Origin of the sequence: Streptomyces sp. NPDC093094 (assembly GCF_044754345.1) — a bacterium.
GTDB lineage: Bacteria > Actinomycetota > Actinomycetes > Streptomycetales > Streptomycetaceae > Streptomyces.
In genome coordinates, this window is record NZ_JBIVOX010000009.1 from 372,443 (window position 1) to 398,680 (window position 26,238).

The following is a 26,238-nucleotide window of genomic DNA, read 5'->3' on the forward strand; positions in this document are numbered from 1 at the left end:
AGATGAGTTGAGGAACATCCGCTTTATGCCCGAAATGGACGATTAGTGGTATATCGCGGAGCGATGCCGGAGCACTTCTACGCCGTCTCGGGGTACTCGCACGCCGGTCGCACATCGGGCGTCCCCGGGGAGGGCAGAGTCGGATCATGGACTGGCTGAAGAAGCTTCCCGTCGTCGGACCGGCGTTCACCTGGCTGACGACGACACACGCCTGGCGGTCGTACGAGCGGCTGGACCGGGTGAAGTGGACGCGGCTGGCGGCCGCGATGACGTTCATCAGTTTCATCGCGCTGTTCCCGCTGCTCACCGTGGCCGCCGCGATCGCCGCGGCGGCACTCGGCGAGGAGGGCCAGCAGGAACTGGAGGACAAGCTGGCCGAGCAGGTGCCGGGCATCGCCGACCAGCTGAACATCAGCGGCCTGGTCGACAACGCCGGCACGGTCGGTCTCATCGCGGGTGTCCTTCTGCTGCTGACCGGTATCGACTGGGTCGGCCAGATGCGGGACTGTCTGCGCACGGTGTGGGAGCTCCCGGACGGGGAGGAGAACCCCCTGCTGCGCAAGGGCAAGGACGCCGGGGTGCTGGTCGGCCTCGGCGGGGCCGTGCTGGCGACGCTGGCGGCGTCCACGGTCGCCTCCGCGCTGGTGGGCTGGATCGTGGACCAGCTCGGCATCCAGAAGGGCGGCATCGGCAGCATCCTGCTGCACCTGGCCGCGTTCGCCGTCGCGGTCCTGGCGAACTTCCTGCTCCTGCTCTACGTCCTCACCCTGCTGCCGGGCGTGGAGCCGTCCCGACGCCGTCTGCTGGTCGCCGCGCTGATCGGCGCGGTCGGGTTCGAACTGCTGAAGCTGCTGCTCAGCGGCTACATCCAGGGCGTCGCCGCGAAGAGCATGTACGGCGCCTTCGGCGTCCCCGTCGCCCTGCTGCTGTGGATCAACTTCACCTCGAAACTGGTGCTGTTCTGCGCCGCGTGGACGGCGACGCAGAGCGAGGAGAGGGAGACCGGGGAGGATGCCGAGCAGGCCGGCCGGCCCGAAGGCCCCGCACCGAGCAGGCCGGCTCCCGCCGGAGGCTGACCGGGCCGGCCGGCGGCGGGAGCCTCCTCGTCCGGGCGGAGACGGCCGGTGGCCGGTGGCCGTCGGTCGGTGGTCGGTGGTCGGTGGTCGGTGGCCGTCGGTCGGCGGCCCGTGGCGGCGCAGGGGCCGGCGGTCAGCGGCGGCGCAGGGGCCAGCGGCGGTTGACCAGGAAGACTCCGGCCGCCAGCAGGGCCAGCACACCGCCGGTGATCCCCAGGGCGACACCGACACCGGAGCCGCTGCCGCCCGCGCCGACGGCCGCCTGCTGCCCGGAACCGGAACCGGAACCGGAACCGGAACCGGAGCCCGAACCGGCGCCGGACCCCGAGTCCCTGCCGGAGCCCGCACCCGAGCCGCCCGCCTTGCCGGAGGCGTCGGCGCCGGGCTGGGCGCCGGCCCCCGCCGCGCCCTTCGGCGGCACGAGCTCGCCGACCGGCGTCACCTTGCCGGCCGCCCTGAAGCCCCAGTCGAGAAGCCGCGCGGTCTCCTTGTAGACCTCGTTGTGGTCCTCCTTCTGCGGGTTCATCACCGTGACCAGCAGCACCTTGCCGCCGCGCTCGGCGACACCGGTGAAGGTGGCGCCCGCGTTGGTGGTGTTGCCGTTCTTGACGCCCGCGATGCCCTGGTACTGGGAGATGTCGTAGTCGCCGGACAGCAGCCGGTTGGTGTTCTGGATCTCGAAGGACTCGCGGACCCGCTTGCCCTTCTTGTTCTTCTTCGTCTCGCCGGGGAACTGGGCCCGCAGGGTCGAGCAGTACTCCCGGAAGTCCTTCTTCTGGAGCCCCGAGCGGGCGAACAGCGTCAGGTCGTACGCGGAGGACACCTGCCCCGCGGCGTCGTAGCCGTCCGGGGTGATGACGTTCGTGTCGAGGGCCTGGAGCTCCTCGGCGTGCCGGTTCATGGCGTCGACGGTCGCCTTCACACCGCCGTTCATCGCGGACAGCACATGCACGGCGTCGTTGCCGGAGCGCAGGAAGACGCCGAGCCACAGATCGTGGACGGTGTAGGTCTCGTCCTCCTTTATGCCGACCATGCTGGAGCCGGAGCCGACGTCCGCGAGGTCGGAGGGCACCACCTTGTGCCGTTCGGTGCGCGGGAACTTCGGCAGCAGCGTGTCCGCGAACAGCATCTTCAGGGTGCTCGCGGGAGCCAGCCGCCAGTGCGCGTTGTGCGCCGCGAGCACCTGGCCGGACTCCGCGTCCGCCACGATCCACGACCGCGCGGTGAGGCCCTTGGGCAGCACCGGGACACCGGGCGCCAGCTCGACCTGGGTGCCGGGCAGCCCGAGCCGTGCCCCGCCGACGGTCGACATGTCCGCCGGGGGAGTGGCCGACGGGCTCGCCGAGACGCTCGGCGACGGGGTCGGGGCGGCCACGGCGGCGGGCGCGGTCAGCGACACGGACAGCAGGGTGGCAGAAGCGATCAGCAGGGATCGCCGCACGCTCTTCTCGGTTGCGGGCACGACCGAGAAAGTACATGCACGGTAAGACGGGTCCCCGCCCCCCTCCCCACCCCGGCCGAGGAACAGGTCACCCCGCGGTGATACTGGAGGCATGAAACTCAGCCGCCCCGTCTCCTGGTTCCTGCTCGCTTTCGGGGTGTGGAGCTGGATCATCTGGATCACTTTCGTCAAGAACCTGGTCAAGGACGGCAGCGGGCTCGCCTTCGAGGACGGCGACCCGACGGCGTACTTCTGGGTGCACCTGCTGCTGGCCGTCGTCTCCTTCGTATTGGGGACGGTCGTCGGGGGCATCGGGTTGCGCGGTCTGCGCGCACTGCGCCACACGTCATAGCGGCGGCCGCCGCCGAGACGGCGGGCGCCCCCTTCGCACCGACTACCGGATCAGGACACGACAGCGTGGTCATCGTCTTCGCACTGCTCGCACTCGGCGTCATGGTCGCCGCCAACTGGTACCTGTGGCGGCGTCTGTTCCGGGACACCACCGCAGGCCCCGGCTGGGTCCGCCGGGCGGGCGCGGTGCTCGTCGCGGGCGGCTGGGCGCTGTGCATCGGCGCGCTGGTCGCCGAGCGCACCGAGGCACCGTTCTGGCTCCAGCGCGTCCTGGCCTGGCCGGGTTTCCTGTGGATGGCGCTGTCGATATACCTGCTGCTGGCCGTGGTCGTCGGTGAGGCCGTACGGCCGCTGCTGCGGCGCTTCCTGGAGCGCCGCGGGTCCGTCGCCGGCCCGGTGGCGGACCCCGCCCCGGCGTCCGCCGCCGCACCGCGCACGGAACCCCAGCCGGCGCGGATCGGCGCCCCGCCCCGCACGACCGAGCCCGGGTCCGAGCCCGGGTCCACGGCGGGGCCGGCGACCGCCTCCGAGGAGCCCGCCTCCGATGGGCCCGCCTCCGAAGGATCCGCCTCCGATGGGCCCGCAGGGTCCGCCCTCTCGCGCCGGCTGTTCGTCTCCCGTGTCGTCGCCGGAGCCGCCGCCGCGGCCGCCGTGGGGACGGTCGGCTACGGCACCTACGGTGTACTGCGCGGCCCCGGCGTGAAGCGGATCACCGTGCCGCTGGCGAAGCTGCCGCGGGCCGCGCACGGCTTCCGGATCGCGGTCGTCAGCGACATCCATCTGAGCCCCGTGCTCGGCCGCGGGTTCGCCCAGAAGGTCGTCGACACCATCAACTCCACCCAGCCGGACCTGATCGCCGTGGTCGGCGACCTCGTCGACGGCAGTGTCGAGAACCTCGGTCCGGCCGCGGCCCCCCTCGCCGGGCTCGAAGCGCGCCACGGCGCGTACTTCGTCACCGGAAACCACGAGTACTTCTCCGGCGCCGGGCAGTGGATCGAGGAGGTGCGGCGGCTCGGCCTGCGCCCGCTGGAGAACGCCCGCACCGAGCTGCCGTACTTCGACCTCGCGGGTGTCAACGACATCGCGGGCGAGAGCGAGGGCCAGGGGCCCGACTTCGCGCGCGCCCTGGGCGACCGCGACCGCACCCGCACGGCCGTGCTCCTCGCCCACCAGCCGGTGCAGATCCACGACGCCGTCGAGCACGGTGTCGACTTCCAGCTCTCCGGCCACACCCACGGCGGTCAGCTCTTCCCCGGCAACCTCATCGCCGAGGCCGCGAACCCGACGCTGGCCGGCCTGGAGCGCTACGGCGACACACAGCTGTACGTCTCCCGCGGCGCGGGCGCCTGGGGGCCGCCGACCCGGGTGGGCGCACCCTCGGACATCACGGTGGTCCAGCTGGCTTCGAAGCAGGCATGAGGACGCCGCAGCTTGGCCGAGAACAGCCTGTGACACGTTCCTGTAACGACTCTCGATAATTTCTTCCTCAACTTCCCAGGCGGCTCTTCCCCCCGCTCAGGCCCGTGTGGTTGATTGAGCTCGGCCACTGGGGAGGTGGCCTTCGTGCTGCCTGGGGAGGGGCACCGGTGCGCTCGGTTCGCATGCGGATTCTTGTGTCGTTGCTGGTTGCGGCGGTCGTGGGAGTGGGGGGCTGGCAGCTGCTGCCGGCGCAGGACGGCAGGGACGACGCCATCGCCGTCGGCACGACGGACGCGGTGACCTCGCTCGACCCGGCCGGTGCCTACGACGCCGGTTCGTGGGCGTTGTTCAGCAACGTCTTCCAGTCACTGCTCACTTTCGAGCCGGGCGGCGCCGTACCCGTCCCGGACGCCGCGGAGAGCTGCGACTTCGCCGGGACGGATCTGCGCACCTACCGCTGCGAGCTGCGCGAGGGACTGAAGTTCCCCAGCGGGCGCTCGATGACCGCCGAGGACGTGAAGTTCTCCTTCGACCGGGTCCTGAGGATCAACTCGAAGGTCGGCCCCGCCTCGCTGTTCACCACGCTGAAGTCCGTGGACGCGCAGGACCTGGAGGTCACCTTCCACCTGTCCTCGGCCGACGCCACCTTCCCGTTCAAGGTGGCCACCGGAGCCGGCGCGATCGTCGACAGCAGCAAGTACCCCGAGGACGAGCTGCGCGAGGGCGACGGCGTCGACGGGACGGGACCGTACGAGCTGTCGTCGTACAGCAAGGACAGCAGCGCGGTCCTCATCCCCAACGGGGACTACCGCGGCGCCGTCAAGGGCACCGGCCGAGCCGTCGAGCTGCGCTACTTCAAGGACTCCGAGGCGCTGGACCAGGCATGGAGGCGCAAGCGGATCGACGTGGCCGCCCGCCAGCTGCCGCCGAAGGTCCTCTCCGGCCTCTCCGCCAGCGACCCGGGCATCCGGGTGTCCGAGGCGGACGGCTCCGAGACCCGCAACCTCTACCTCAACACCCGGGCGGGCAAGCCCCTGCACGACGTCCGCGTCCGGCAGGCCATGGCCTGGCTGATCAGCCGCGAGGACCTCGCCGTCAACGTCTACGACGGCACGGTCGACCCGCTCTACTCGCTGATCCCGGCCGGCATCGTCGGCCACACCACGTCCTTCTTCGACACCTACCCCGAGCAGAGCGCCGCCAAGGCCCGCGCCCTGCTCGCCGAGGCCGGGGTGCAGCTCCCGGTCCGCTTCACCTACGGCTACGGCGAGGGACGCGGCGCAGCCGAGGCCGAGGCGAAGGCGATCGAGCGGCAGCTGGAGAAGGACGGCCTGTTCCAGGTGACGCTCAAGGGCTACGAGTGGACCGACTTCCAGAAGCGCTGGGCGGGCGGACAGCTCGACGCGTACGCGGTCGGCTGGGTCGCCGACTACCCCGACGCGGACACCTTCGGCGCCCCCCTCGTCGGTAGCGACGGCACCATGAACACCGGCTACGCCAGCAAGGACGTCGACGCGCTGGTGCAGGCCAGCCAACGCCACGCCGATCGCGGCCGGGCCGCCGACGACTTCAAGGACCTCCAGCAGACGATCGCCGAGGACGTGCCGGTCATCCCGCTCTGGCAGGGCAAGGAGTACGTCGTGGCGAGCGTCGACGTCGGCGGCGGGCAGTACCTGTCCGACGGCACGGGCGTCTTCCGCCTGTGGCGCCTGACCTGGATCTGACCCCCCTCGTCCCGCCCTCGGGGGCTACTCCGCCGAGGGCGGCCGGGCCGGCAGGGTGACCGTCACGGCCAGCCCCTCGCCGGGTGCCGTGCGCACCGCGACGTCGCCGCCGTGGGCCCGTACGACACCCTGGACGATCGCCAGGCCGAGCCCGCTGCCCGCGCCGCCGCCCGTCCGGAAGAAACGGTCGAAGACACGGGCCGCGTCGTCCTCGGCGAGCCCCGGCCCCTCGTCGGCGACACGGAGCCGTACGACCCCGCCGGCGCGCTCCACCCCCAGCCGCACCGCCACCCCGGCGGGCGTGTGCACCCGTACGTTGCCCAGCAGATTGCCCAGCACCTGGCGCAGCCCCGACTCGTCGGCCCGCACCAGCAGGGCACCCGTCGCGTCCACCACGACCGGCCGCTCCGGCTGCTGCACCCGCAGATCGTCGGCCGCCTCGCGCACCAGCCGGCTCAGATCGACGTTGCGCAGCCGCAGTTCGGGCCGCTGGTCCAGCCGGGCCAGGGTGAGCAGCTCGTCGACCAGCCGCCCCATCCGGTCGGTCTCGGCCAGCACCCGCTCCCAGGCCCGCCGGCGCTCCACCGGGTCCTGGAGCATGCCCTTGTCGTACAGCTGGAGATAGCCGCGGATCGCCGAGAGCGGCGTGCGCAGCTCGTGCGAGGCGTCCGCGACGAACCGGCGCAGCTGGGCCGTGCTGCGCTCGCGGGTGCGGTGGGCCGCCTCCACCTGATGGAGCATGGAGTTGAGGGCGAGCCGCAGCTGCTCGACCTCCTGGGTGGGATGCCGGCTGGAGGGCACCCGCGCGGTCAGGTCGCCCTCGGCGATCGCCGACGACGTCTCCACCATGTCCTCCAGCGGCCGCATCCGGCGCATCACGCTGAGCATCGTCACGCAGGCCAGCACCGCCAGCAGCAGCGTGCCGAAGGCCAGGTCGAGCCGCAGCGCCTTGCCCATGCCCTCGTGCAGCGCCCCGGTGGAGGTGCCGATCAGGATCACGGTGCCGTCCGACAGCCGGGCACCCACCATGCGGTACGGCTCGCCCTCGACCTCGACGTCCCGCGGGTCCTCCTCGGCGGCCAGCGCGACCGGGTCGCCCACGGCCGCGGCCAGGGCCCGCTGCCGGGGGGTCGGCTTCAGCGGGCCGAGGTCGACCGGCTCGCCGCGCGCGCCCACGGCGACGTACAGCACCGAGGGGCCGGGCAGCGAGCCGGCGGGGGAGCCGGCGCCGAACTTGTCCAGGGCGATGCCGAGTTCGCTCAGCGACTCGATCTGCCGCAGCGTGAACCCGGCCGTGCCGAGCGACGTGCGGGACGCCTTCAGCTCGGTGTCGACCTTGTCGAGCAGATAGAACCGTGCCGCCATCAGGCTCACCCCGGTCGCCACGGCGATGCCCAGGGACAGCAGCACCACCGTCGCCACGGTCAGCTGCACCCGCAGCGAGTGCAGACCCCGCCCGCTCCCGCGCCGCCTCACGCGAGCCCGTACCCGACCCCGCGCCGGGTGGTGATCACCGGCGCGCCCAGCACGTCCAGCTTGCGCCGCAGATAGCTGATGTAGGTCTCCACGACCGTCGACTCCTGCGGGGTGTGCTCGTACTGCCACACGTGCCGCAGCAGCTGGTCCTTGGGCACGATCCGGCCGCCGTTGCGCACCAGGAACCGCAGCAGCGCGTACTCGGTGGGCGTCAGCTCGACCGTGCGGCCCGCACGGCGCACCGAGTACGTCGTCTCGTCCAGCTCCAGATCGCCGTAGCGCAGCGGCGGACGCTGCGGCAGCACGTCGGCGGGGCGGGTGCGGCGCAGCACGGCGGTGACCCGGGCGACGACCACGTCGATGTCGAAGGGTTTGGTGATGTAGTCGTCGCCGAAGCCGAGGGCGCCGACGATCTCCGCGGGGGCGTCCCGCGCGGTGAGGAACACCAGCGCCAGCTCGGGCCGCCGGGAGCGCAGTTCGCGGCCCAGGGCCCGGCCGTCGCCGTCCGGGAGCATCACGTCGAGCAGCGCCGCGTCCGGCCGGGTGCGCTCGGCCAGCGCGAGCGCCTCACGGACGGTGGAGGCGGTCATCACCTCGAAACGGTGGTAGCGCAGGGCGATGGCGAGGACGTCGGCGATGCTCTCCTCGTCCTCCACGACCAGCACGGTGCCAGGGGCCGTCGTCATGCCCCCAGTATCGGCGTGCCCCGTCCCCCGGACGCCGGGGGTCCGCCTTGGAGTTCCTTGAGAGTCGCCCGGACGCGGTGTCCGTGCGCGTGCGCCCCGCCGATCCTGTTGCCCTGGACCTGGGGGACCGACCGGATTCGACGAGAGCGACGACGAAGGGGCTTTGATCGTGGCGGCATTGGCACGGTGGTGCTACCGGCACCGGCTGGTGGTCCTGTTGCTGTGGGTGGGGACGCTGTTCGGCCTGGGGTTCGCCGGGTCGGCGGCGGGGACGGACTACGCGAACGTGTTCTCCCTGCCCGACACCGACTCCAAGCGGGCCTACGACCTGATGGAGAAGGCGTTCCCGGAGCGCGCGGGGGACACCGACACCGTGGTGTGGAAGACGGACGGGGGATCGGTGCGGGACGAGGCCGTCCGCTCCCGGATCGAGCCCGCGCTGGCGGAGATCGCGCGGATGGACGGGGTGGGCGAGGTCGCCGGCCCCTACACCGGTGAGGCGGGCGCCGCGCAGATCAGCCGGGACGGGCGGATCGCGTACGCGCAGATCACCTTCACCGAGCAGGCGAACGCGGTTCCCAAGGAGCTGATCGAGGACGTCGTCGACACCGCGCAGGCGGCCGGCCGTGACGGACTCCAGGTGGAGCTGGGCGGCCAGGCGATCGCCCGCACCCAGGAGCCCCCGCAGGGCACCGCCGAACTGGTCGGCATCGTCGCGGCGGCGGTCGTGCTCTTCCTGGCCTTCGGCTCGCTGTTCGCGATGCTGCTGCCGATCGTCGTGGCGGTCTTCGGCGTCGGCATCGGCATGATCGGCACGATGCTGCTGAGCCATGTCACCGACGTGCCCGAAGTGGCGCCGCTGCTGGGGTCGCTGATCGGTCTCGGCGTCGGCATCGACTACGCCCTGTTCATCGTGACCCGGCACCGGCGCGGCATCCTGCGCGGCGGCGACCCGGAGGACTCGGTGGCGACCGCGCTGAACACCTCCGGCCGGGCGGTGCTGTTCGCCGGCGGCACGGTGTGCATCGCGCTGGCCGGCATGCTGGTGATGAACCTGCGCTTCCTGGACGGTGTGGTCGTCGCGACCTCGCTGACCGTGGTGCTCAGCGTCCTGGCCGCGATCACCCTGCTGCCGGCCCTGCTCGGGGTGCTGGGCATGCGGGTGCTCAGCCGCCGGCAGCGGCGCCGGCTGGCCGCGGCGGGTCCGGAGCCGGAGGAGGCGAGCGGCCTCGCGGCGCGCTGGTCGGTGACCGTGCAGAAGCGGCCGCGGACGATCGCGGTGCTGGCGGTGGCCGTCATGGCCGTCCTCGCGCTGCCGGTCCTCTCGCTCCGTCTCGGCGCCACCGACCAGGGCAACCACCAGGAGTCCCAGACCACCCGGCAGGCGTACGACCTGCTCGCCGAGGGGTTCGGGCCGGGCGTGAACGGCCCGCTCCAGGTCGTCGTCGAGGGCACCGTCCCCGCGTCCCTGGTCCCCGGCATCCGGGCCGCCGAGGGCGTCGCGCAGGTGGCCGCGCTCCCGCCGGCGAACGGGGTCACCGTCATCCAGGTGGTGCCGACGACGTCACCGCAGTCGAAGGCGACCGACGAACTGATCGACCGGCTGCGCGACGACGTCGTCCCGCGGTCCGGGGCCGAGGCCCATGTGGGCGGAGTGACCGCGGTCTTCAAGGACTTCGCGCAGGTCACGGGCGACCGGCTGCCGTACTTCATCGCCACGATCATCGCCCTCGGCTTCCTGCTCCTGATGGTCGCCTTCCGCTCGCTGCTGGTCCCGCTGACGGCCGCCCTGATGAACCTGATCGCGGCCGCCGCGTCCTTCGGCGTCCTGGTGGCGATCTTCCAGTGGGGCTGGGGCACGGAGCTGCTCGGCATCGGCAAGGAGGGCCCGATCACGGCGTTCCTGCCGGTGATCATGCTGTCGCTGCTGTTCGGGCTGTCGATGGACTACCAGGTGTTCCTGGTCAGCCGGATGCACGAGGAGTGGGTGCGGACCGAGGACAACGCGCGTGCGGTGCGGGTCGGTCTCGCGGAGACCAGCCGGGTCATCAACTGCGCGGCCCTGATCATGATCTGTGTGTTCAGCGCGTTCGTGCTGAGCGGCGACATGGAGGGCGCGATGGCGGGCATCGGCCTCGCGGCGGCGGTCGCCCTGGACGCGTTCGTCCTGCGCACGGCCCTGGTGCCGGCGGTGATGCATCTGCTGGGCAAGGCCAACTGGTGGCTGCCGGCCGGGCTGGAGAAGCGGCTCCCGCACCTGGCGGTGGAGGCGGCCGAGCCGCAGCCCGCCGCCGGGCAGGACCCTGCGGGGGAGGGCGGGGCCTCGGTGATCCACGGCTACATCCGCACGGCCGAAGGGGAGCCGGTGGACGGCGCCGCGGTGACGCTGCTCTCCCGCGGCGGCCGTCAGCTGGACCGGGTCACGGCCCTCGCGGACGGCTCGTACATCGTGGCCGTCCCGGCGCCGGGCACGTATCTGCTGGCCGCGACGGCGACGGGCCTGGGCTCCCGGGCCCGCCATGTGGTCGTGGCGGAGGGGCCGCTGGTGCACGACGTGGAGCTGGTGGCGGAGGACGAGGTGGACGCGGTCAACTAGCCTACGGCCGGCCTGCTTTCAGGACGTCCTTGACGTCCAGGGTGACGTCGGCGCCGATGGACCTGGGCAGGGTGACGGACTCGCCGGGGGAGTACGGGCGGTGGTTCTCGTAGTCGTCCCCGGCGGGGTCGGTCAGGACGTGCAGACGCTGATGCTTCCGGTCGACGACGACGTAGACCGGAAGCTTGGCGCTCGCGTACGCCCTCACCTTGTCGCGCAGGTCGGTCTTCCAGTTGGTGGAGGTGACTTCCAGGACCAGACGGAAGCAGACGGGGTCGTAGCAGTTGTTCTCGACGCAGTGGTCCCGGTAGTCGGCGTCGACCAGGGCGAGGTCGGGGATCGCGTAGTCCTCGGGACCGGTCGGCAGCCAGACGCCGACGCCTGGGAGCACCCTGGTCTCGGTGCTGTGCAGACCTGCTGCGCCGAAGAGCAGTGCGAGGTCCATCAATGCCTCGCTGTGGGGGCCGTCCGGTGGCGGGGTCACGAGGATCTTGCCTCCGATGATCTCGACGCGGTACCCCGGATTGCGGTCCATGAGCCGGTTCGCCTCCGCGGTCAGCGGACGGTCGCCATGGGGCCGCTCGACGGATGCTGCGGACATCACGTGCCTCCTGTGGGCTGGTGTCGAGAGCATCATCGTAGGCAGGCCGTCGGCCAGGCGCCCCGTTCCGGCCGCGTCACCCGGAAGTGATCACTCGTCCCGCCCCTTGACGGCGGGATCCGGCATCACCCGTGTCATCCCCGGCAGGAAGTCCGTGAACAGCTCGTGGATCTCGCGCACCAGCGGCCGCAGCACACGGAAGCGGGCGAGGGACACGCCGCGGGCGGTGAGGCGGGCGCCGCGCTCGGCCAGACGGTAGCTGCGTTCCCGGCCCTCGGTGCGGTCGAAGATCCAGTACAGGACGAGGCCCATCTGGGACAGCCACAGCAACTCGGGCAGGATGTCGCGCAGTTCGTCCGGGACCTTGGTCCTCGTCGCACCCGCGAGCACCTCGCGGTGGACGCTGATCGCCTCCAGACGGGCGTGCTCCGACTCGGGGGAGAAGGGGCTGAGCGGGCTGTCGGGGTCGGCGGCGTTCTTGAAGAACTGCACGGCGAACTCGTGGTACGGCGTGGCCACGTCCAGCCACGCCTTCAGCACGCCCGCGAGCCGCGCCTCCAGCTCCGTCTCGCGGGACAGGACCTCCCGGACCGCCGCCTGGTGCTCGGCCGCGATCCGGTCGTAGAAGCCCTGGATCAGGTGCTCCTTGCCCTCGAAGTAGTAGTAGGCGTTGCCGACGGAGACACCGGCCTCCTGGGCGATGGCCCGCATGGTCGTCTTGTCGTAGCCGCGTTCCTGGAACAGCCGCATGGCCGTCTCCAGGATCAGCGCGCGGGTCTGCTCGGACTTGCTGGGCTCGGGGCCGGTGTTCTTCGGGGGCACGGGGCGAGCCTAACCAGCGGGCGGGGGCGTCACCGAGGCGGGCAGGTCCCGCCCTCGCACCCCGGCGGACTGTGACTCCAGCCTCTCGTCGGGTCGTACGACCATCCGTCCGCCCTCCGGTACACCGGCTCGCCCTCCTGGCTCCGGCCCCACTGCCCGTCGCGCCACCTCGCCGCCGCCAGCGCCGCTCCCCTGGCCAGCCGCATCCCGGCCGGCGTGCTCAGCCGGTGGGCGAGGGGCCGATGCTCGCGCAGGGCCCACAGGACGACCACCCAGGCGGCGGCGCCCCGGTAGATCTGGCCGGCGTCCCCCACGGCGGTGATGTCGTCGAGGGTGGCGGCGTGGTCGAGGCCGGGGAAGCGGGCGCGGGCCTCGTCGGACCCGGCCGGGACCAGCTCCAGCGGCACCAACTGCCGCTGACGGCCCAGCCAGTCGCGCACATGGGCGCACAGCGCGCACTCGGCGTCGTAGAGGACGGTGAGCCGGCGGACCGGGACGCGTGAGGGGTCCCGGTGCCTGGTGGCCTCATCGGCGCGTGCGCCCTTCCCCGGCGCTTCGGCGTCCGCGCTCACGCCCCCGCCCGGCTCCGTGGCGTCGGCCTTCACGTCTCGGCCCAGCCCTGAGGCTCGACCGGCGGCACCTGCTCGCGCTCCATCCGGCTCCGGCGCCGGATGCGGTTGAGGAGGTAGACGTTGCCCAGGTGCATCATGCCCAGTACCAGCAGCACCACCCCGAGCTTGGCCGACAGGTTCTCGAACATGCCGGCGTCGGTGGAGACGTCCCCGCTGGGGGTGGTGAACAGGGCGACCAGGCCGAGGTTGACCAGGTAGAAGCCGACCACCAGCAGGCGGTTGACGGCGTCGGCGAGCTCCTCGTTCCCGCGCAGCACGTCGGCGAGGAAGACGCGCCCGTTACGGCTCAGTGTGCGGGCCACCCAGACGGTGAGCGCGATGCTGATGGCCAGGTAGATGGTGTACGTGACAACCGCGCGATCCATGGCCTCCCCCTTCTTGAACGCGTTCAAAGTGCTGACAGGCATGACTGTAGACCTGGTTTTGAACGCGTTCAATGCAATGGCGCGGAGACCTGCGTCACGGCCGGCTGCCGTCAACCCGGCGCAGGGTTAAGGGGGTTGTCCGGCGGTCAGGGCCTGCGGCCCAGCTCCGGCCGCTTCGTGTAGTCGGTGAGCCCGATGACGTTGCCCCAGGGGTCGGCGATCTCCACCGTCCAGCCCGTGGCCACCGGGAACGGCTCGTCGAGCAGGGTGATCCCCGCGGCCCGCAGGACCCGCGCGGCCGCCCGTGCGTCCGGGACCTCCAGCCAGACGCGGGCCGAGTGCCACGGCGGCGGCCGGTGCCCCAGCCCCTCCTCCAGCCGCAGCAGGATCCCCGGTGTCTCGCCGCCGGCCCTCAGCAGCGCGATCCCGGCCTCGTCGAGCCGGAATCCCACGGCGAACCCGGCCCGCTCGTAGAAGCCCACGGCCTCGCCGAGATGCCCGACCGGCAGCAGCACGTTGTCGAACCCGAGCAGTTCGTACGACTCGTCATCTGACATGTCATCAGGCTAGGCGGGAGGGCGTCCCGAACCCGGCATTGCCCGGTGCCGCCCCGTACCGTCTCGCACGGTCGGCGGCATGCCCCCGCGCACGCGGAGGGCCCCGCCTCCCACCGGGAGACGGGGCCCTCACCGCCGTGATGCCGGAGCCGGGATCAGTAGCGGCGCGTGATCAGCGCCTTCTTGACCTCGGCGATCGCCTTGGTGACCTCGATACCGCGCGGGCAGGCGTCCGTGCAGTTGAAGGTCGTGCGGCAGCGCCACACGCCGTCCTTGTCGTTGAGGATCTCCAGGCGCTGCTCGCCGGCCTCGTCGCGCGAGTCGAAGATGAAGCGGTGCGCGTTGACGATGGCCGCCGGGCCGAAGTACTGCCCGTCGTTCCAGAACACCGGGCACGAGGAGGTGCAGGCGGCGCAGAGGATGCACTTCGTCGTGTCGTCGAAGCGCTCACGGTCCTCGGCGGACTGCAGACGCTCGCGCGTCGGCTCGTTGGTGTCCTTCGTGATCAGGAAGGGCATCACGTCCCGGTACGCCTGGAAGAACGGCTCCATGTCCACGACCAGGTCCTTGAGGACCGTGAGGCCCTTGATGGGCTCGACCGTGATCGGCTTGTCCGGGTTGATGTCCTTGATCAGCGTCTTGCACGCCAGGCGGTTCTTGCCGTTGATCCGCATGGCGTCGGAGCCGCAGATGCCGTGCGCACAGGAACGGCGGAACGTCAGCGTGCCGTCGACGTCCCACTTGATCTTGTGGAGGCCGTCGAGGACACGCTCCTTCGGGTCGATCTCCAGCTGGAAGTCTTCCCAGGTCGCCTCGGCCGAGACCTCCGGGTTGAACCGGCGGATCCGGAAGGTGACCGTGATGTACGGGGAGGCCGCGGACTCCGCCTCGACCTTGTCCAGAACAGGGGTAGCCATCAGTACTTACGCTCCATCGGCTGGTAGCGGGTCTGGACGACCGGCTTGTAGTCGAGTCGGACGGTTTCCGAGCCGTCGGCGCCGACCTCGCGGTACGCCATGGTGTGGCGCATGAAGTTGACGTCGTCGCGGTTCGGGTAGTCCTCGCGGTAGTGACCGCCGCGGGACTCCTTGCGGGCCAGCGCCGACACCGCCATGACCTCGGCCAGTTCGAGCAGGTTGCCCAGCTCGATGGCCTCCAGCAGGTCGGTGTTGAACCGCTTGCCCTTGTCCTGGATCGACACGTTCCTGTAGCGCTCGCGCAGCTCGGCGATCTTCTCGACGGCCGTCTTGATCGTCTGCTCGGTGCGGAACACCATGACGTTGGCGTCCATGGTCTCCTGCAGCTCGCGGCGGATCGTGGCCACCCGCTCGGTGCCGGTGGAGGTGCGCAGCCGCTCGATCTGCTCGACGACGAGGGCCTCCGGGTTCTCCGGCAGCTCGACGAAGTCGGCCTTCTGGGAGTACTCGGCGGCGGCGATGCCCGCGCGGCGGCCGAACACGTTGATGTCCAGCAGCGAGTTGGTGCCCAGACGGTTGGCGCCGTGCACGGAGACACAGGCGACCTCGCCGGCCGCGTACAGGCCCGGGACGACGGTGGTGTTGTCCGCCAGGACCTCACCCTCGACGTTCGTCGGGATGCCGCCCATCGCGTAGTGCGCGGTCGGCTGGATCGGGATCGGGTCCGTGTAGGGCTCGATGCCGAGGTAGGTGCGCGCGAACTCCGTGATGTCCGGGAGCTTGGCGTCCAGCTGCTCCGGCGGGAGGTGCGTGAGGTCCAGGTAGACGTGGTCGCCCTCGGGACCGCAGCCGCGGCCCTCGCGGATCTCCGTGTAGATGGAGCGGGAGACGACGTCACGGGACGCGAGGTCCTTCATGACCGGCGCGTACTTCTCCATGAAGCGCTCGCCGTCCTTGTTGCGCAGGATGCCGCCCTCACCGCGGGCGCCCTCCGTCAGCAGGATGCCCATGCGCCAGATGCCGGTCGGGTGGAACTGGAAGAACTCCATGTCCTCCAGCGGCAGACCGCGGCGGTAGCAGGCGGCCTGGCCGTCACCGGTCAGGGTGTGCGCGTTGGAGGTCACCTTGAAGAACTTGCCGGTGCCGCCGGAGGCGTAGATGACGGCCTTCGCCTGGAAGACGTGGATCTCACCGGTGGCCAGCTCGTACGCCACCACACCGGCCGACTTCTTGACGCCGTCGACCTCGGTGATCAGCTGGTCCAGGACGTAGAACTCGTTGAAGAACTCCACGCCCTCCTTGACGCAGTTCTGGTACAGCGTCTGGAGGATCATGTGACCGGTGCGGTCGGCCGCGTAGCAGGAGCGGCGGACCGGGGCCTCGCCGTGGTTGCGGCTGTGACCGCCGAAGCGGCGCTGGTCGATGGTGCCGTCCGGGGTCCGGTTGAACGGCAGGCCCATCTTCTCCAGGTCGAGGACGGCGTCGATGGCCTCCTTCGCCAGGATCTCGGCGGCGTCCTGGTCGACCAGGTAGTCACCGCCCTTGACCGTGTCGAAGGTGTGCCACTCCCAGTTGTCCTCCTCCACGTTGGCCAGCGCGGCGGCCATGCCGCCCTGCGCGGCGCCCGTGTGGGAGCGGGTGGGGTACAGCTTGGTCAGCACGGCGGTGCGGCTGCGCTTCGTGGACTCGATGGCCGCGCGCATGCCCGCGCCGCCGGCGCCGACGATGACGGTGTCATACTTGTGGATCTTCATGATTCTCGCAGCCCCGTGCCTAGCGGATGTTCGGGTCGAAGGTGAAGATCACCAGCGTGCCCAGCAGGATGGTGAACACCGTGGCCGTGTAGAGCAGGCCCTTCAGCCACAGCCGGGTGTTCGCGCGCTCCGCGTAGTCGTTGATGACCGTGCGCAGGCCGTTGGCGCCGTGCAGCATCGCGAGCCAGAGCATCAGCAGGTCCCAGACCTGCCAGAACGGGCTCGCCCAGCGGCCCGCCACGAAGGCGAAGCCGATCTTGGAGACGCCGCCGTCCAGCACGAGCTGGATCAGCAGGTGGCCGAGGACCAGGACGACCAGGACCACACCGGACAGGCGCATGAACAGCCACGCGGCCATCTCGAAGTTGCCGCGGGTGGACCGGGGGGTCTTCTTGGTGCGCTTGCGGGGGGCCTCGATGAGGGGCGCCGGGTTGTCGACGCCGTAGAGGGCGTCGCCCTCGACCGGGCCGATGCCGGAAGCCTGGGTTTCAGTCGTGGACATGTGCGTCAGCTCCCGAACAGTTCACGAGCGGCGTGGCCGAGCACGGGGTAGACGGCACCGGCCATCAGCACGACCCAGATGCCCATGACGGTCCAGAGCATCTGCTTCTGGTAGCGGGGACCCTTCGACCAGAAGTCGACGGCGATGACGCGCAGGCCGTTGAGCGCGTGGAAGAGGATGGCGGCGACGAGGCCGTACTCCAGCAGCGCGACGATCGGCGTCTTGTACGTGGCCACGACCTCGTCGTATGCCTCGGGGGAGACACGCACGAGAGCGGTGTCCAGGACGTGTACGAACAGGAAGAAGAAGATGAGGACGCCGGTGACTCGGTGAGCCACCCAGGACCACATTCCTTCCCGGCCGCGGTACAGCGTTCCAGCCGGCACGGAAGAACCCTCCGGGAGCGGGGACTAGGGCCGCGCCGGCTTCACTGTCGGTCGGGCCCGGCCGGGTACGGTCCACCGGCCCCCAGCATCGTAGCGACGCGCTGGCGCTGGGCTTAGCGGGGGCCTACCGGTGTGATCAAAGTGGCACGCGGATGGGTGAGTATTTCGGCATTCATGAGGAGCCGTCCCGGTCTCCGGAGGATGCCCGCCATCTGCCGGATGCGGGCCGGATGTGGCTGGTCGCGCCGTTCTCCGCGCCCCTGAGGGTGCTGATCAGCCGGCTCCTCGCCAGCCTGCGGAGTTCCTCCGCCGCGACCACCCGCTCCTCCTCCGGATCGTTCGCCAATCGTGACCGGATGCCCTCCAGGGCGCGGTCCAGGGCCTCACCCGGAGGCGCGTCACCCAGATAGATGACGAACGTGTGCCCGAAGCGGGCCTCGTACGCCGCGTGCGCCGCGCCCAGCGCCATGTGCGCCGCCTCGTACGCGTCCTCCGGCAGGGGCGGCAGGGTCTCGCCCGCCAGGGCCTTCGCCAGCTCCGCCGGGGTCATGTCGTACGCGGCCTCGTCGGAGGCGGCGAGCAGGGAGCCCAGGTCGGGGTACGGACGGTGCGCGGTGAGGCGGTCGGCCCAGCGGGGACAGCCCAGACAGCCGAGCAGGGCCCGGCGGGCCCCGGCGGCGGGAGCCGTGTTGAAGCGCTCCAGCGGGGACGGCGTGGCGCGGGTCTGCTCGGGAAGGAGGCGAGTCACGTTTCGGCGGGGGAAGGTGTGGGAGATGTGCCGCCACGTTATAAGAGCGTGCTCATGTCGTGTCGACGGATGCTCGATATTCACCCGGAAGGGAGAGTTTCAGAACGTGTGGTGGACGAGGGGTGTGTCCGGCGGCCGTAGGTTGGCGGTGTGAGCCAGCACAGGCGCCCCCCGTCACGACGGTCGGGGCGAGCGGAGCGGAACGTACGGCGGCGTGCCCTGATCATCGGCGCGGCCGTCGTGGCCTTCGGCGTGGGCGTGGGGGTGTGGGCCTCCGGCGACGGCGGCGGCGGGTCCGCCGCGTCCCCCGCCGCCACAACCGGCACGAGCCCCCGTCCCAGTCCCCCGCCGAGCCCGACCCGGACGTACCCGCTCTCCGCGGCCCCGCTCACCATCCCCGCCGTACGCGGGCACACCCCCGCGCGCGGTCCGGGCTGGCAGCCGCGGAAGACGTACCGCGTGGTGGTGAGCGACGCCGAGCTGGGCGACGAGGGCCGGCTCCTCGCCGGTGAGCTGGGACTGGAGTACGCCGGCGAGGACCGGGACGTGCGCGCGGGCGACGTACGGCTGGCGCTGAACGGCGACGAGGGCGCGGACCCGGAGTCGTACTCCATGACCGTGCGCGACGGGCGGGTCACCATCAGCGGGCCGGCCGAGGAGGGCGTCTTCTACGGCACCCGGACGCTGAAGCAGGAGGTGCGCGGCGGACGCGGGGCACCCGAGGGCGTGGTGCGCGACGAGCCCGCCAAGCCGGTGCGCGGGTTCATGCTGGACATCGCGCGCAAGCACTTCACGGCCGGCTGGATCGAGGACCGGGTGCGCGAGCTGGGGGACCTGAAGTTCAACCAGCTCGGCCTCCACTTCTCCGACGACCAGGCGTTCCGCATCGAGTCGGACACCCACCCGGAGATCGTCTCCGCGGAGCACCTGACGAAGGCCCAGGTCCGGCGGATCGTCGACCTGGCCGCCAGCCGGCACATCACCGTCGTGCCCGAGATCGACTCGCCCGGCCATCTGGGCGCGGTCCTCGCCGCGCACCCCGAGCTCCAGCTGAAGAACGCGAGCGGCGTGCCGACGCGCGGGGCGGTCGACATCTCCGACCCGGACGCCGCCGAGCTCGTCGACGACCTGCTGGGCGAGTACGCGGAGCTGTTCCCCGGCGGCCCCTGGCACCTCGGCGGCGACGAGTACGCGGCCCTCTTCGCCTCCGACCCCGAGGCGTCCTACCCGCAGCTCGCGGCCGCCGCGCGCGAGGCCCACGGCTCCGGGGCGGGCGTCGCCGACCTCGCCACCTCCTGGCTCGACGACCGCGCCGACACCGTCCGGGCCCTGGGCCGCACCCCGCGCGCCTGGAACGACGGGTTCTACCGTGACACCGAGGTGGTGCCCGACAAGGAGATCCAGGTCGCCTACTGGACCGGCAAGGAGATCGGGGCCCGCAAGCCCGCGGAGTACCTGGCGGCGGGACGGAAGGTCGTCAACTACAACGACGAGTTCCTCTACTACGTCCTCGGCGAGCCGCAGACCTTCGTCTACCCGACCGGCGAGCGCATCTACGGGCAGTGGACCCCGCGCGTGCTGCGCGGCACCGACGCCGTCCCGGCCCGCTACGACGCGCAGATCCTCGGCGGCTCCTTCGCCGTCTGGTGCGACCTGGCCGGATCCCAGACCCAGGACCAGGTCGCGGCCGGGATCAGGATGCCGCTGCGGGCCACGGTCCAGAAGCTGTGGGACCCGGACCGGCCTGCCCTGACCTGGTCCGAGTTCCGCGCGCTGGCCGACCGGCTGGGCTGACACGGGCGCACGGCACGGGCCGCGCGGACCGGGCCGCACGGTGCGAGGCACGCGGTGCGGGGCGCGGGGCGCACGGTGCGAGGGGAGGGGCGCGGGCGCGGCGGATTGACCGATCCTCCTGCGAACTTTCGTACGACTGTGATGTATTCGGCCCGAGCCGCAAGCGAGGAGTCGGGGGAGCCGGACATGGGCTACTGGGGGTATTTCGTGGTGGGCCGCAGCGAGCGGCCCCTGGGCGAGATCGTCGGCACGAAGGGTCTGGTGCGGCGCACCTCGGCACCGGACGGCTGGCAGGTGTGGGAGTACCCGAGCGCCGACGGCGAGGTCGGCAGCATGAACACGCTGGCCCGGGAGACCGGCGCCCCCGCGCTGTTCGGATACGTGATGGACGGCGCCGGCGTGGTCCTGGAGGCGGCCGGACCGGAGAGCGGGGCGTGGACGTCCTGCCTGGCCCGCGAGGCGACGGCCCGCTGTCTCGGTGCGGGACAGGAGGGACCGGCGCTGGAGGACTACTTCCTCGACCCCGGCGACGCCGCCGACCGCGCGGTCGCCTGGGCGGCCGAGGCCGGGCACACCGCCGATGCGGAAATCCTGCTCGATCTGTTCACCACCGATGACGGGGAGCTGGCCGAAAACCTATTCTTCCGACTGCTGGACCGGCTCGGTGTGGTGCCCCTGTGACACAACCGGCCCGTCACGCGCAGAAAGGGAAAGTGCGGGCTCCGTGACGAATGGCGCCCCGTCGAGGGAGGCGTGGATGAGCCTGGTGGAACTGATCGCGCAGGCCGACGACCGCGGCCTGGCCGCCAGCGGGCTGGCTTGTTTGGATCGGTGCGCGCCGCTGCTGGGCGGCGACGACGAACTGCTGCGCCCGCTGTGGGCGAGCCTCGCCGAGGGCGCCGACCCGGCCGCCTGGGGCGGTCTGCTGGAGCAGGCACGCGGCAGCCTGGACACCCCCGCCGCCGACGCGGACGAGGCCGAGGTGCTCGCCCGGCGGATGCTGGACGCCGCCCCCGACGTGCGCTCGGCCCCCGATGTGCGCGTGTGGGCCGACGCCTGCTCCGTCGCCTCGCTCCAGATCCACCGGCTGCTGGATCCCGCGGAGGACGACGCCGACTCCGTCGACTCCCGGCGAGCCGGCCGTACCGAGGGCATGTCGCCCCTGGTCGCCGCCGAACTGCGCCGCCAGGTCACCGTCCTGGAGCTCCTCGCGGGCCACGGCCCGGCCGGTCTGCGCGGCGCCCTGGACGTCTCCACGGAGGGCCGGCGGGTCCTGCGCGCGGTCGTCTCGCGCCGCACCCGGCAGCAGGGCTGAGCCCCGCCGCGGGCGCCGGATCCTGTGACCGTGGGGCGAAGGAGCGGGGGCGGTCCTGCGGCGGTTGCGGGAACGGGCCCGAACGGAGTGACGAAACCGCCCGCGGCCTCGCTCTTGCCTATGTGACGACGACGACACATCAGGAGACCAGGCCCCACGCCGCCGCGAAGCCCGTGCGCTGGGCGGCGGACGCGGTGGCGACCATGCGGGAGGGCGCGCGGCTGCGCCTGGACTACTCGGCGCAGAGCCTGTGGCGCGTCGACCGGATGATCGAGGACCTGCGGCGCGAGGAGCCTCCGTACGCCGCCGTGGAGAGCGTGCTGCGGGGGCTCGGGGCGTACGCCGGCGAGGTGATCGTCCGCCAGACCGCCGCGGAGTGGTGGGCGACCGGCGCCGACCACTGGGTCCGCACGCCCGACGGCCGGATGTGGGACCCCCTGGAGGAGGCCTGCCGCTGCTTCGCCGGCCAGGGCTCGCTGCGCCTGCTGTGCCGCGACGCGACGGCCGGTGCGCACACGCCCTGACGGTCCGGCGACCCCGGGATCCCGCGACGCGGACTTCCGGCACCGCGAAAGGTTGTACGGCGTCCGTGAGTTCCTCGTGTGTCGATGCGCACATCCGCGGCCCGTGATGGTGAGGAGGCGACGTCCGCTGGGAGAGCGGGGGGCCACCGGGGTTCTCCACGGGCCGCGGACGAATGGGTGGGGCACATGGAAACAGCAGACCGGCTTGTACCGTGCGCGGCCGGGATGCGCCCGTACGCCGTGGAGTTCGTCGCGCGCATCACCGCGCGTCACCGGATCCCGCTCGACTGGTCCGTGGCCAGCCTGCGCGTGGTCGACCATGTGATCGACGGCCTGCGCAAGGGCGGCGACGCCGAGCGCGGCCGCACCGTCCTCGCGGGCCTCGGCGCCTACGTCGGTGAGGTGCTGGTGCGCCGGGCCGGCGCCGTGTGGGTCGACCTGGACGCCGGCCAGCGGGCCTGGGCCGGGCAGCCGGTCGGGGTGCGCATGCCCGACGGCCGGGTCTGGAACCCCCTGGGCAAGGTCCGCAACCGCTTCGAGAGCGGCGGGCCCGAGGACTCGCTGCAGACCTTCTATCTCACCCTGCACGGCCGGGCCCGGCGCACCGCGGCCTGAACGGGGCGGTTGTGCACGGCTGTGACACTTCTGTGAGACGCGGCGCTGTTGAGACGGGGGCGCCGCCACCGCCGCAGGGCGTGGTCCGGCGAGGTCCCACAGACAACCCGGTGCGAACGAGGACGGTCTTGGGCCACGGAGGGGAACCCCGTCGCGGGCAGATGCACGACGGGGAGCTGGGCGCGGCGGTCGCACGTGCCCAGGACGGCGACGAGGCCGCCTTCGCGGCCGCGTACCGGCTGGTGCAGCCGGGCCTGCTCGGCTATCTGCGCGGGCTCGTCGGTGACGACGCGGAGGACGTGGCGTCCGACGCCTGGCTGGAGATAGCCAGGGACATCGGACGGTTCAAGGGCGACGGCGCGGGCTTCCGCGGCTGGACGGCCACGATCGCCCGGCACCGGGCCCTGGACCATCTGCGCCGGCTGCGGGTGCGGCCGCGGGGCAGCGCGCTGGAGCAGGACGTGCTGGAGCTGCCCGGCCCGCACAGCACCCATGAGCAGGCGCTGGAGTCGCTCTCCACCGAGCGCGCCCTGGAGCTGGTCCGCTCGCTGCCGCGCGACCAGGCCGAGGCGGTGCTGCTGCGGGTCGTGGTGGGGCTGGACGGCCCCGCGGCCGCGCGGGTCCTCGGCAAACGGCCCGGCGCGGTGCGCACCGCGGCCTACCGGGGCCTGAGAAGGCTGGCCCGCCAGCTGGGTGTGACGGATGAGGCTTCCCGGACGCTGGGGGAGTCGAAGTGAACGACGGCGGTGACACACCGGCGGACAGACTGACAGACCTGACGGACCCGAGGGAACGGGCGGCCGGGGCGGAAACGGATGCGGACATGGGCGAGCGCCTGACCGGCGGCACGGCACCCGACGGTCGCCGCCCCGGCCCCGTCCGGGAGTCCGGAGCCCCGGACGGCCCCGTGGCCGGTGGTGCCGGTACCGCGGAGCTGGAGGACTTCCTCGCCGTGGCGCTGCGGCGCACCGCTCCCGGATCCGAGGGGGAGCGGCGGGCCATGGCGGCTTACCGGGCGGCCCGCGAGACCGGGACGCGCCGGGCCCGGACCCGGCGGCGGGACGACTGGCGGCCGCGCGAGGCACGGGCCGGACGGCCGGTGCGGACCACCTTCGCCGTGCTGCTGGCCGGCCTCACGCTCGGCGGCGTCGCCTTCGCCGCCGTGGGCGGTTCCGAGCCCGGACCGGAGAAGGCCGGGGAGCGGCCCGCCGAGCCGTCGACGACCGCTCCCCGCAGGGCCGGCGACCCGTCCGGCACCGGAGGCACCCCGTCCTCCGCCGGCACGGGGCCCGCGCGGCGCCCGCCCGCCGCCAAGGACACCGAGGCCCACTGCCGGTCGTACGCCCATGTCCGGGACCGCGGCAAGGCGCTGGAGTCGACCGCCTGGCAGAGGCTCGTGGAGGCGGCGGGCGGCGAGGACCGCGTCGAGGCGTACTGCGCCCGGATCGCCGGGGAGGCGGACCCGGCGAAGCAGCCGGGCGACCAGGGGAAGGGCAACGGCAGCCCCAAGAACGCCGGCAGCTCCGGGAACACCGGCGACCAGGGGAACGCCGACGGCGGCGGCAACGGCTCCGGCAACGGCAACGGCAAGAAGAACACGGCGAACTGACGCGAACCGGGACGACCCGGGATCCTGCGGCCCCGGCGTTCCGCGCCGAGGGCCGTTCTCGTGCGGCCCCGCGTCCGCGGACGCGGCCCGCTGCCGAAGGCAACGGCCGGGGCCGCCACCCCCCACAGGAGAGGCCCCGGCCGTCGCGCGGACGGGCCGCGCGGCGGCCCGTACTTCCTTCAGCGCCGAGGCCGCGATTTCTGTCACACCCCGCAGCCGTCCCCCGCGTCACGAGTTAGTTGCATCTTGTACCGACCATCGATGTCCATGGACGAAGCGCGGTTTCACGCCGTAACGTGCCTTTCGCGCCGGACTGCCGGGACCGTGTGACCCGGTGACGGCGCACGACCGGATCGGTGCGCAAAAGGGGCGCGGTGCTGGGGGACGACGCGGAGCTGACGACCGCGGTGCTTGCGGCACAGGACGGGGACGAGACCGCGTTCCGTACTGTGTACCGCGCGGTGCACCCGCGGCTGCTCGGATACGTCCGCACGCTCGTCGGGGACCCGGACGCCGAGGACGTCGCCTCCGAGGCATGGCTCCAGATAGCCCGCGATCTGGAGCGGTTCAGCGGCGACGCCGACCGCTTCCGGGGCTGGGCCGCCCGTATAGCCCGCAACCGCGCCCTGGACCACCTCCGCATGCGCGGCCGCCGCCCCGCCATCGGCGGCGACGAGACCGAGCTGACCGGCAAGCCCGCCGAGTCCGACACCGCGGGCGAGGCCATCGAGGCCATGGCCACCGGCCGCACCCTTTCCCTCATCGCCCGGCTCCCGCAGGACCAGGCCGAGGCCGTCGTGCTGCGCGTGGTCGTGGGCCTGGACGCCAAGACCGCCGCCGAGACGCTCGGCAAGCGCGCGGGAGCCGTCCGCACGGCGGCGCACCGGGGCCTGAAGCGACTCGCCGAGCTGCTCGGCGACGATCCGGAATCCACGGGTGTGCTCGACGCGATGCCCTCCCAGCGAGAACCACGCGGCCGGGCCGTGACGTCCGCGAGTGTGACGCATACGCGAGTGCGGACGCAGAAAGGCATGTGATGGCCGACGAGCAGTACAGGTGGCTGAACCGCGAAACGGCGGAGCGACTGCTGCGCGGCGAGCCACTGGACTCTGTCGGCGCCGATGACCGGGAACAGGCCGAACGGCTCGCGGGAGCCCTGGGTGAACTGGCCGCGACACCCCCTTCGACCAGCACCGAACTCCCCGGCGAGGCGGCCGCGTTGGCCGCCTTCCGCAGTGCCCGCACCGAACGTCCGGCCGCCCACGGGGCCGTCGGCCGCACCGCCGTCTCCGACGCCGGGCTGGTCCGGCTCGGCGCCCCCGGCACCGGTGTGCGCCGCCCGCGCTGGGCACGCCCCCTGCGCTACGGGCTCGCCGCAGCGCTCGCCGTCGGCATGGTCGGCGGGGTGGCCGTCGCGGCCGGAACCGGAGTCCTGCCCACGCCGTTCGACGACGCCGAACCGGCCCCGGCCGCCTCGGTCTCCCCGGCCGTGACCCTGCCGCAGCCGCTCGCCCCAGCCTCGCCCCGTGCCACCGGCCGTCCGGCCGCGCCGGGTCACTCGGCCGGGGCTGACGCAGACCGGGACGCCGATCGGGACACGGCCCGGGGCACGGCCCGGGGCACCGGCCGCGGGCCCGGCCGCGACCGTTCCGCCGCGGACCACGGCGGCGCGGCCGGCCGGCACGGGGCCGTCGCCGCGTGCCGGGCCCTGCGCGAGGGCCGCGGCCTCGACAGTGACCGCAAGCGCGCTCTGGAGGGCGCGGCGGGCGGCTCCGCCCGCGTGTGGGCCTACTGCAAGGGCGTGCTCGCGACGGTCGACAGCCGCACCCGGGACGACGGCCGGGGCGGCGCCGGCCCCGGCCACGGAGAGCAGGGCGACGACAGAGGCGGCAAGGGCGACCACCACGGCCGGGACGACAACGGCAACGGCAACGGCAACGGCAACGGCGGTGACGACGGCAGCCGTGGCTCCGACGAGCAGGGCGAGTCCGGCGACGGCGACCACGGCGACGACGGCAGAGGTCACGGCGACGGCGACCACGACGGGAACGGGGACGGGGACGACCGCGGCAAGGACCACGGCGGCCACGGCCACGGCCACGGTGGCGGTGACCGGCGGGGCGGCCGTGACGCCTCCCCGCCCCCGGCCTTCGCCCCCGCCCTGCCGGACCGGCCCCCCGCGTCCCCGCAGCCCACGCCGGACCCCGGGTACTCAACCCTCTGACCTGCGGTTCTGCGGAATCTCGCGGAATTCCCTTCCGCAGGTGTGACGTTTTCGCAGGCTCGGGCGCAGTACTGAGTGAGCCGACTGGTCATCGGCCTCGCACA

The 26,238-nt window shown here is 72.4% G+C and carries 27 protein-coding genes; 14 read left to right on the forward strand and 13 right to left on the reverse strand.

Annotation, left to right across the window (positions count from 1 at the left end):
- The first annotated feature begins 146 nt into the window (after positions 1–146).
- A complete protein-coding gene (locus ACIQGV_RS21900; RefSeq protein WP_402496712.1) occupies positions 147–1,076 on the forward strand; it encodes a YihY/virulence factor BrkB family protein in 930 nt (309 codons plus the stop codon).
- Between the two features lie 133 nt (positions 1,077–1,209).
- Here ACIQGV_RS21900 and ACIQGV_RS21905 read toward each other — a convergent pair whose 3' ends face one another.
- Complete coding sequence (locus ACIQGV_RS21905; protein WP_402496713.1) at positions 1,210–2,538, reverse strand: D-alanyl-D-alanine carboxypeptidase family protein; 1,329 nt, start codon at positions 2,536–2,538, stop codon at positions 1,210–1,212.
- Positions 2,539–2,629: 91 nt separating this feature from the next.
- Here ACIQGV_RS21905 and ACIQGV_RS21910 point away from each other — a divergent pair, with 91 nt between their 5' ends.
- The 3 genes from ACIQGV_RS21910 (at position 2,630) to ACIQGV_RS21920 (ending at position 6,011) form a co-directional block, all read left to right on the forward strand.
- A complete protein-coding gene (locus ACIQGV_RS21910; protein WP_402496714.1) occupies positions 2,630–2,869 on the forward strand; it encodes an SCO4848 family membrane protein in 240 nt (79 codons plus the stop codon).
- Positions 2,870–2,934: 65 nt separating this feature from the next.
- A complete protein-coding gene (locus ACIQGV_RS21915; RefSeq protein WP_402496715.1) occupies positions 2,935–4,287 on the forward strand; it encodes a metallophosphoesterase in 1,353 nt (450 codons plus the stop codon).
- A 182-nt stretch (positions 4,288–4,469) separates the two neighbouring features.
- A complete protein-coding gene (locus ACIQGV_RS21920; protein WP_402496716.1) occupies positions 4,470–6,011 on the forward strand; it encodes an ABC transporter substrate-binding protein in 1,542 nt (513 codons plus the stop codon).
- A 24-nt stretch (positions 6,012–6,035) separates the two neighbouring features.
- On the opposite strand, the gene ACIQGV_RS21925 is transcribed toward ACIQGV_RS21920, so the two are convergent.
- Both ACIQGV_RS21925 and ACIQGV_RS21930 read right to left on the reverse strand, forming a co-directional pair.
- The gene (locus ACIQGV_RS21925) at positions 6,036–7,445 is read right to left on the reverse strand and encodes an ATP-binding protein (RefSeq protein WP_402496717.1); all 1,410 of its coding nucleotides are present in this window, start codon (positions 7,443–7,445) and stop codon (positions 6,036–6,038) included.
- Positions 7,446–7,483: 38 nt separating this feature from the next.
- Positions 7,484–8,173: a response regulator transcription factor gene (locus ACIQGV_RS21930; protein ID WP_402496718.1), complete on the reverse strand. Its 690-nt coding sequence runs from the start codon at positions 8,171–8,173 to the stop codon at positions 7,484–7,486.
- Between the two features lie 178 nt (positions 8,174–8,351).
- On the opposite strand from ACIQGV_RS21930, the gene ACIQGV_RS21935 reads away from it, so the two are divergent.
- Positions 8,352–10,769, forward strand: a complete 2,418-nt coding sequence (locus tag ACIQGV_RS21935; protein WP_402496796.1) for an MMPL family transporter — start codon at positions 8,352–8,354, stop codon at positions 10,767–10,769.
- Position 10,770: 1 nt separating this feature from the next.
- On the opposite strand, the gene ACIQGV_RS21940 is transcribed toward ACIQGV_RS21935, so the two are convergent.
- The 10 genes from ACIQGV_RS21940 to ACIQGV_RS21985 all read right to left on the reverse strand — a co-directional run bounded on the left by ACIQGV_RS21940 (position 10,771) and on the right by ACIQGV_RS21985 (position 18,053).
- Positions 10,771–11,370 (reverse strand): Uma2 family endonuclease, encoded by a 600-nt coding sequence (locus ACIQGV_RS21940; protein WP_402496719.1) that lies wholly within the window; start codon positions 11,368–11,370, stop codon positions 10,771–10,773.
- A gap of 90 nt (positions 11,371–11,460) precedes the next feature.
- Positions 11,461–12,192, reverse strand: a complete 732-nt coding sequence (locus ACIQGV_RS21945; protein ID WP_402496720.1) for a TetR/AcrR family transcriptional regulator — start codon at positions 12,190–12,192, stop codon at positions 11,461–11,463.
- Positions 12,193–12,221: 29 nt separating this feature from the next.
- Complete coding sequence (locus ACIQGV_RS21950; protein WP_402496721.1) at positions 12,222–12,764, reverse strand: thiol-disulfide oxidoreductase DCC family protein; 543 nt, start codon at positions 12,762–12,764, stop codon at positions 12,222–12,224.
- Between the two features lie 29 nt (positions 12,765–12,793).
- Positions 12,794–13,189, reverse strand: coding sequence for a hypothetical protein (locus ACIQGV_RS21955; protein ID WP_402496722.1), 396 nt, complete (start codon positions 13,187–13,189; stop codon positions 12,794–12,796).
- 146 nt (positions 13,190–13,335) lie between these two features.
- Positions 13,336–13,746, reverse strand: a complete 411-nt coding sequence (locus ACIQGV_RS21960) for a VOC family protein (protein WP_402496723.1) — start codon at positions 13,744–13,746, stop codon at positions 13,336–13,338.
- Between the two features lie 155 nt (positions 13,747–13,901).
- A complete protein-coding gene (locus ACIQGV_RS21965) occupies positions 13,902–14,663 on the reverse strand; it encodes a succinate dehydrogenase iron-sulfur subunit (RefSeq protein WP_402496724.1) in 762 nt (253 codons plus the stop codon).
- Complete coding sequence (gene sdhA / locus ACIQGV_RS21970; RefSeq protein ID WP_402496725.1) at positions 14,663–16,417, reverse strand: succinate dehydrogenase flavoprotein subunit; 1,755 nt, start codon at positions 16,415–16,417, stop codon at positions 14,663–14,665. Before sdhA ends, ACIQGV_RS21965 begins: the two co-directional genes overlap by 1 nt.
- Positions 16,418–16,436: 19 nt before the next feature.
- Positions 16,437–16,919: a succinate dehydrogenase hydrophobic membrane anchor subunit gene (locus ACIQGV_RS21975; protein WP_402496726.1), complete on the reverse strand. Its 483-nt coding sequence runs from the start codon at positions 16,917–16,919 to the stop codon at positions 16,437–16,439.
- A 5-nt stretch (positions 16,920–16,924) separates the two neighbouring features.
- Complete coding sequence (sdhC, locus tag ACIQGV_RS21980; RefSeq protein ID WP_026165064.1) at positions 16,925–17,305, reverse strand: succinate dehydrogenase, cytochrome b556 subunit; 381 nt, start codon at positions 17,303–17,305, stop codon at positions 16,925–16,927.
- A 172-nt stretch (positions 17,306–17,477) separates the two neighbouring features.
- The gene (locus tag ACIQGV_RS21985) at positions 17,478–18,053 is read right to left on the reverse strand and encodes a 2-oxo-4-hydroxy-4-carboxy-5-ureidoimidazoline decarboxylase (RefSeq protein ID WP_402496727.1); all 576 of its coding nucleotides are present in this window, start codon (positions 18,051–18,053) and stop codon (positions 17,478–17,480) included.
- Positions 18,054–18,203: 150 nt separating this feature from the next.
- Here ACIQGV_RS21985 and ACIQGV_RS21990 point away from each other — a divergent pair, with 150 nt between their 5' ends.
- The 9 genes from ACIQGV_RS21990 (at position 18,204) to ACIQGV_RS22030 (ending at position 26,134) form a co-directional block, all read left to right on the forward strand.
- Complete coding sequence (locus ACIQGV_RS21990; protein WP_402496728.1) at positions 18,204–19,847, forward strand: glycoside hydrolase family 20 protein; 1,644 nt, start codon at positions 18,204–18,206, stop codon at positions 19,845–19,847.
- Between the two features lie 186 nt (positions 19,848–20,033).
- A complete protein-coding gene (locus ACIQGV_RS21995; RefSeq protein WP_402496729.1) occupies positions 20,034–20,528 on the forward strand; it encodes a hypothetical protein in 495 nt (164 codons plus the stop codon).
- A 76-nt stretch (positions 20,529–20,604) separates the two neighbouring features.
- On the forward strand, positions 20,605–21,162 hold the full coding sequence (locus tag ACIQGV_RS22000) for a hypothetical protein (RefSeq protein WP_402496730.1): 558 nt from the start codon (positions 20,605–20,607) through the stop codon (positions 21,160–21,162).
- A 122-nt stretch (positions 21,163–21,284) separates the two neighbouring features.
- The gene (locus tag ACIQGV_RS22005) at positions 21,285–21,686 is read left to right on the forward strand and encodes a hypothetical protein (RefSeq protein WP_402496731.1); all 402 of its coding nucleotides are present in this window, start codon (positions 21,285–21,287) and stop codon (positions 21,684–21,686) included.
- A 186-nt stretch (positions 21,687–21,872) separates the two neighbouring features.
- Complete coding sequence (locus ACIQGV_RS22010; protein WP_402496732.1) at positions 21,873–22,301, forward strand: hypothetical protein; 429 nt, start codon at positions 21,873–21,875, stop codon at positions 22,299–22,301.
- A 128-nt stretch (positions 22,302–22,429) separates the two neighbouring features.
- Positions 22,430–23,038 (forward strand): RNA polymerase sigma factor, encoded by a 609-nt coding sequence (locus ACIQGV_RS22015; protein ID WP_402496733.1) that lies wholly within the window; start codon positions 22,430–22,432, stop codon positions 23,036–23,038.
- A gap of 86 nt (positions 23,039–23,124) precedes the next feature.
- Positions 23,125–23,910, forward strand: coding sequence for a hypothetical protein (locus ACIQGV_RS22020; RefSeq protein WP_402496734.1), 786 nt, complete (start codon positions 23,125–23,127; stop codon positions 23,908–23,910).
- Positions 23,911–24,284: 374 nt separating this feature from the next.
- The gene (locus tag ACIQGV_RS22025) at positions 24,285–24,947 is read left to right on the forward strand and encodes an RNA polymerase sigma factor (protein WP_402496797.1); all 663 of its coding nucleotides are present in this window, start codon (positions 24,285–24,287) and stop codon (positions 24,945–24,947) included.
- Positions 24,947–26,134, forward strand: a complete 1,188-nt coding sequence (locus tag ACIQGV_RS22030) for a hypothetical protein (protein ID WP_402496735.1) — start codon at positions 24,947–24,949, stop codon at positions 26,132–26,134. The genes ACIQGV_RS22025 and ACIQGV_RS22030 overlap by 1 nt, the downstream gene beginning before the upstream one ends.
- The last annotated feature ends 104 nt before the right edge of the window (positions 26,135–26,238 follow it).

Coding starts and splice junctions, on each gene's coding strand:
- ACIQGV_RS21900 (WP_402496712.1), top strand. CDS start 147: ATGGACTGGCTGAAGAAGCTTCCCGTCGTCGGACCGGCGTTCACCTGG.
- ACIQGV_RS21910 (WP_402496714.1), top strand. CDS start 2,630: ATGAAACTCAGCCGCCCCGTCTCCTGGTTCCTGCTCGCTTTCGGGGTG.
- ACIQGV_RS21920 (WP_402496716.1), top strand. CDS start 4,470: ATGCGGATTCTTGTGTCGTTGCTGGTTGCGGCGGTCGTGGGAGTGGGG.
- ACIQGV_RS21930 (WP_402496718.1), bottom strand. CDS start 8,173: ATGACGACGGCCCCTGGCACCGTGCTGGTCGTGGAGGACGAGGAGAGC.
- ACIQGV_RS21940 (WP_402496719.1), bottom strand. CDS start 11,370: ATGTCCGCAGCATCCGTCGAGCGGCCCCATGGCGACCGTCCGCTGACC.
- ACIQGV_RS21955 (WP_402496722.1), bottom strand. CDS start 13,189: ATGGATCGCGCGGTTGTCACGTACACCATCTACCTGGCCATCAGCATC.
- ACIQGV_RS21960 (WP_402496723.1), bottom strand. CDS start 13,746: ATGTCAGATGACGAGTCGTACGAACTGCTCGGGTTCGACAACGTGCTG.
- ACIQGV_RS21965 (WP_402496724.1), bottom strand. CDS start 14,663: ATGGCTACCCCTGTTCTGGACAAGGTCGAGGCGGAGTCCGCGGCCTCC.
- sdhA (WP_402496725.1), bottom strand. CDS start 16,417: ATGAAGATCCACAAGTATGACACCGTCATCGTCGGCGCCGGCGGCGCG.
- ACIQGV_RS21975 (WP_402496726.1), bottom strand. CDS start 16,919: ATGTCCACGACTGAAACCCAGGCTTCCGGCATCGGCCCGGTCGAGGGC.
- ACIQGV_RS21995 (WP_402496729.1), top strand. CDS start 20,034: ATGGGCTACTGGGGGTATTTCGTGGTGGGCCGCAGCGAGCGGCCCCTG.
- ACIQGV_RS22000 (WP_402496730.1), top strand. CDS start 20,605: ATGAGCCTGGTGGAACTGATCGCGCAGGCCGACGACCGCGGCCTGGCC.
- ACIQGV_RS22010 (WP_402496732.1), top strand. CDS start 21,873: ATGGAAACAGCAGACCGGCTTGTACCGTGCGCGGCCGGGATGCGCCCG.
- ACIQGV_RS22020 (WP_402496734.1), top strand. CDS start 23,125: ATGGGCGAGCGCCTGACCGGCGGCACGGCACCCGACGGTCGCCGCCCC.
- ACIQGV_RS22030 (WP_402496735.1), top strand. CDS start 24,947: ATGGCCGACGAGCAGTACAGGTGGCTGAACCGCGAAACGGCGGAGCGA.